We start from the raw sequence: 3,903 nt of genomic DNA on the forward strand, positions 1-3,903 counted from the left end.
GCTTGAAGGCGAAATTCTTGAGGTCATCCACCTCATCCGCGACCTGATGAATCTCTTTGGCTTTGAGTACAAGGTGGCTGTGTCCACCCGGCCCGAGAGCAGCATCGGCACGGACGAAGCGTGGGAAATGGCCACCAGCGCCCTTGTGCAAGCTGTGGAAAAAGCCGGCCTGCCCTATACTATTAATGAAGGCGACGGTGCCTTTTACGGTCCCAAGATCGACGTACGCCTGCTGGACTGCATTGGCCGCGAATGGCAATGTTCTACCATTCAGGTTGACTTCACCCTGCCCGAACGCTTCGACCTCACCTATGTGGGTCAAGACGGCGAACGCCACCGTCCGGTTATGGTACACCGGGCCATCATGGGTTCGCTGGAGCGCTTTATCGGCATTCTGGTGGAGAACTTTGCCGGGGCTCTGCCCACATGGCTCGCGCCCGAGCAGGCTCGCCTGCTTACGGTGACCGATGCCGGAGACGAAGCCGCCGCCAAAATGTGTGACGAACTCAAGGCTTTGGGCATCCGTGCCCAGGCCGACACGCGCAATGAGAAACTGGGATTCAAGGTGCGCGAGGCTCAGCTGGCAAAGGTGCCGTACATTCTTGTTGTGGGAGAAAAAGAAGTGCAGGCGGGCGGCGCTAATGTGCGCCTGCGCAACGGTGATAACTTAGGGCTTAAGTCTGTGGCCGAAATCGCCGCGCTTGTTCGCGCAGACGCCGAAGAGCCTTTCAAAAAAGGAGGGATGCGCTATAGCTTCGCCTAACATGAGATTCCGCCGCGATATGCCGCAAGACAGCGTGCGTCGCAACGAAACAATCCGCGCCCGTGAAGTGCGTGTGATCGCTGCCGATGGTGAGCAGCTTGGTATTCTGCAACGCAATGAGGCCATCGCCCTGGCTAAAGAAGCCGGACTTGACCTCGTAGAAGTTTCTTCCAACTCGGAGCCGCCTGTTTGCCGCGTTATGGACTACGGCAAATTCAAGTACGAGCAGCAGAAGAAAAAGCAGGAAGCCAAAAAGCACCAGACCGTGGTGCAGATCAAGGAAATCAAGGTTCGCCCCAAAACGGACGACCACGATTACGAAACCAAGGTCCGCCACATCCGTCGCTTTCTTGAAGACGGTGACCGCTGTAAGATTACGGTATTCTTCAGGGGCCGCGAAATTGTGCATAAAGATCGCGGCATGGCCATTCTGGAACGCGTGGTGCAAGACCTTGCCGATATCGCCAAGGTTGATCAGGAGCCCCGTGCCGAAGGCCGTACCCTGCAGATGATGCTGGTGCCCAAAAAGTAGCTTTTGCTGCTCTGACACCTGACATTACCTCTTGCGCCCTGAGGCGCTTTGGGGCATTATGCCCTTCCCCTGGTGCGTCCTGTGACATGCCGGGTATATGCTTTCGTTAAGGAGTACGCCATGCCCAAGATTAAAACCAGGCGTTCCGCCGCCAAGCGTTTTTCGCAGACTGGCAGCGGCAAGTTCAAGCGTCGTCGCCAGAACCTGCGCCACATTCTCACCAAGAAGGCCGCCAGCCGCAAGATGCGTCTTGGTCAGTCCACCACCGTGGATCAGACCAACGAAAAAGCTGTGCGCCGCATGCTGCCCAACGGCTAAAGCCCCTGCGCTTTAGTTGGGCGGCCGGTCACCACTGCACGCAGATGTTCACGCCTTACGGCGTTTACTTGCGTTGCCAGACATGACCTCGCCAGACGAAGCTGCCCTGCCTTGTATATCAAGCTGATGGGCACGGGACGCAAGCCTGCGGACCTTTGATAAAATCCTATGACGCGAAAGCGTCGCGGCGCGTGCGGAGCCGCAACTGACGTTCAATCCGCTCCCCTCACTGAGGGCACATGATACTTTACACCCCCCAACGGGCATTCCTCCGCCTGGTTGGGAGAAGGAGGTTACACCATGCGTGTCAAGAGAGGTCTTGCCGGTCATCGCCGTCACAAAAAATATTTGACAGCTGCCAAGGGTTTCCGTGGCGGCCGTAGCCGTTTGTACCGTACCGCCCGTGAGGCTGTGGAACGTTCGCTTCAGTACGCCTATGTGGGCCGTAAACTGCGCAAGCGCGACTTCCGCACCCTGTGGATCCTGCGTATCAACGCTGGCGCCCGCCTGAGCGGTCTGTCTTACAGCCGTTTCATGCACGGTCTCAAGACTGCTGGCATCGACCTGAACCGCAAGGTTCTCGCCGACCTGGCCGTCTACAAGAAGGACGACTTCGCCAAGATCGTGGATCTGGCCAAGGCCGCTCTGGCCAACTAGGCACAGAGCTGGCGCTCCCCGCGCCGGAGCAGGCCTCCAGGCCGCGCTGGCCAGCACGGATAATCCGTATGCTGGTTGGCTTGCGGGAGCAGGGTCATGCATGATATAAGGGGCGTGGACGGTGCGATGCGCTGCCCACGCCCTTTGTTTTTCAATTTGCACAAATATTCAACGTCAGCGCCGCGCAGGCGGTATTGGGAATCCGTATGGATCTGATTTCTGCACTGGAAGGCCTGGTCCCTGAGCTTGAAAAAGGTCTGGATCAGGCTTCTTCATTGGATGAGCTGGAGGCCCTGCGGGTAGACTTTCTGGGCCGCAAGGGCAGGATTGCCCAAATCATGAGCCAGCTTCCCAAGCTGGAACCTGAACAGCGCCCCGCCGTCGGCCAGACTGCCAACAGCGTCAAAGAGCGCTGCAACGCGCTGTTTGAAGCCCGCAAAGAAGCTCTTGAGGCCGGGCGTGAAGCCGAAGCCCTCAAGCGCTTCGACCCCTCTGTGCCCGGTCGCGCCCCCTGGAGCGGCACCCTGCACCCCACCACCCTGGTGATGGAAGAGATTTGCGAAATCTTCAACGGCCTTGGCTTCGAAATTGTGTCCGGCCCGGAAGTTGAAATCGACTATTACAACTTCGAGGCCCTGAACATGCCGCCGGAACATCCGGCCCGCGACATGCAGGACACGCTCTACATTACCGACAAGGTGCTCATGCGCACCCACACCTCGCCCGTGCAGGCCCGCACCATGCTTAACCGCAAGCCCCCGCTGGCTGTGGTGGCCCCCGGCAAGGTGTATCGGCGCGACAGCGACCTCACCCATACGCCCATGTTCCATCAGATTGAAGGCCTCATGGTGGGTGAAGGCATCAGCATGGCGCATTTGCGCGGCACCCTCACGGCGTTCGTGCGCGCCATTTTCGGCGGCGACACCCAGGTGCGCTTTCGCCCCAGCTTCTTTCCCTTTACCGAGCCTTCTGCCGAGGTGGACATAAGCTGCTGCATGTGTGGCGGCAAAGGTCATATTGGCGACGCCCCCTGCCGGGTGTGCAAAACCACAGGCTGGGTGGAAATTCTTGGTTGCGGCATGGTGGACCCGGCGGTTTTCGAAGCCGTAGGGTACGACCCCGAAGTCAGCGGCTTTGCCTTCGGCATGGGCGTGGAACGCGTGACCATGCTCAAGTACGGCATCGGCGACCTGCGCATGTTCTTTGAGAACGACACCCGTTTTCTGGGCCAGTTCGCCCGCTAGGACCGTACAATGCCCCTGTGCCCTCCCCACCACACTGTTCATGCTTTTGAGCAGCAAACCGCGCCAACGCACGGGCTGGCTGGGCTCCGCTGGCGTGCCCCGGTGCTGGCTTGCGTGGTGGCGGCGCTTCTGGTGTGCGCTCCGGGCCTGTGGCCTGTGGCGGATTCCGGCCATATGACAGGTATGGCATGGGCCAAATCGGCCTCCAATGCACGTGATTCCGGTCTGGAACCTCCGGGCGGACCCAAGCCGATGGAAGGTTTGCCGGGCAAAAACGTAAGCCGCACCTCTGAAGGTGGCATGGGCTATACGGATGCTTACGGCAACACCATCACCGAAGCGCAGCCGGAAGAAAAAACCCCGAAGCGCAGACCCGGCCCCGGCGCATA

The 3,903-nt window shown here is 59.3% G+C and carries 6 protein-coding genes; all 6 read left to right on the forward strand.

The window, feature by feature from the left end; translation table 11 throughout:
* The coding region (locus tag QM579_RS11485; protein WP_414999282.1) for an aminoacyl--tRNA ligase-related protein at nucleotides 1-763 on the forward strand (763 nt) is incomplete at its 5' end.
* 1 nt (nucleotide 764) lies between these two features.
* Nucleotides 765-1,295, forward strand: coding sequence for a translation initiation factor IF-3 (gene infC / locus QM579_RS11490; RefSeq protein ID WP_183718474.1), 531 nt, complete (start codon nucleotides 765-767; stop codon nucleotides 1,293-1,295).
* Nucleotides 1,296-1,415: 120 nt separating this feature from the next.
* On the forward strand, nucleotides 1,416-1,613 hold the full coding sequence (gene rpmI, locus QM579_RS11495; RefSeq protein WP_179980804.1) for a 50S ribosomal protein L35: 198 nt from the start codon (nucleotides 1,416-1,418) through the stop codon (nucleotides 1,611-1,613).
* A 300-nt stretch (nucleotides 1,614-1,913) separates the two neighbouring features.
* Complete coding sequence (gene rplT / locus QM579_RS11500) at nucleotides 1,914-2,270, forward strand: 50S ribosomal protein L20 (protein ID WP_183718473.1); 357 nt, start codon at nucleotides 1,914-1,916, stop codon at nucleotides 2,268-2,270.
* Nucleotides 2,271-2,476: 206 nt separating this feature from the next.
* Nucleotides 2,477-3,514 (forward strand): phenylalanine--tRNA ligase subunit alpha, encoded by a 1,038-nt coding sequence (gene pheS, locus QM579_RS11505; protein WP_183718472.1) that lies wholly within the window; start codon nucleotides 2,477-2,479, stop codon nucleotides 3,512-3,514.
* 9 nt (nucleotides 3,515-3,523) lie between these two features.
* On the forward strand, nucleotides 3,524-3,903 hold a 380-nt coding region (locus tag QM579_RS11510; RefSeq protein ID WP_414999283.1), incomplete at its 3' end, for a hypothetical protein.

Source organism: Desulfovibrio sp. (assembly GCF_047607245.1).
Taxonomy (GTDB): domain Bacteria; phylum Desulfobacterota; class Desulfovibrionia; order Desulfovibrionales; family Desulfovibrionaceae; genus Desulfovibrio.

What these genes read in the sequence shown, in the direction of transcription:
- rpmI (WP_179980804.1), top strand. Translation starts at nt 1,416, where the DNA reads ATGCCCAAGATTAAAACCAGGCGTTCCGCCGCCAAGCGTTTTTCGCAG.
- pheS (WP_183718472.1), top strand. Translation starts at nt 2,477, where the DNA reads ATGGATCTGATTTCTGCACTGGAAGGCCTGGTCCCTGAGCTTGAAAAA.
- infC (WP_183718474.1), top strand. Translation starts at nt 765, where the DNA reads ATGAGATTCCGCCGCGATATGCCGCAAGACAGCGTGCGTCGCAACGAA.
- rplT (WP_183718473.1), top strand. Translation starts at nt 1,914, where the DNA reads ATGCGTGTCAAGAGAGGTCTTGCCGGTCATCGCCGTCACAAAAAATAT.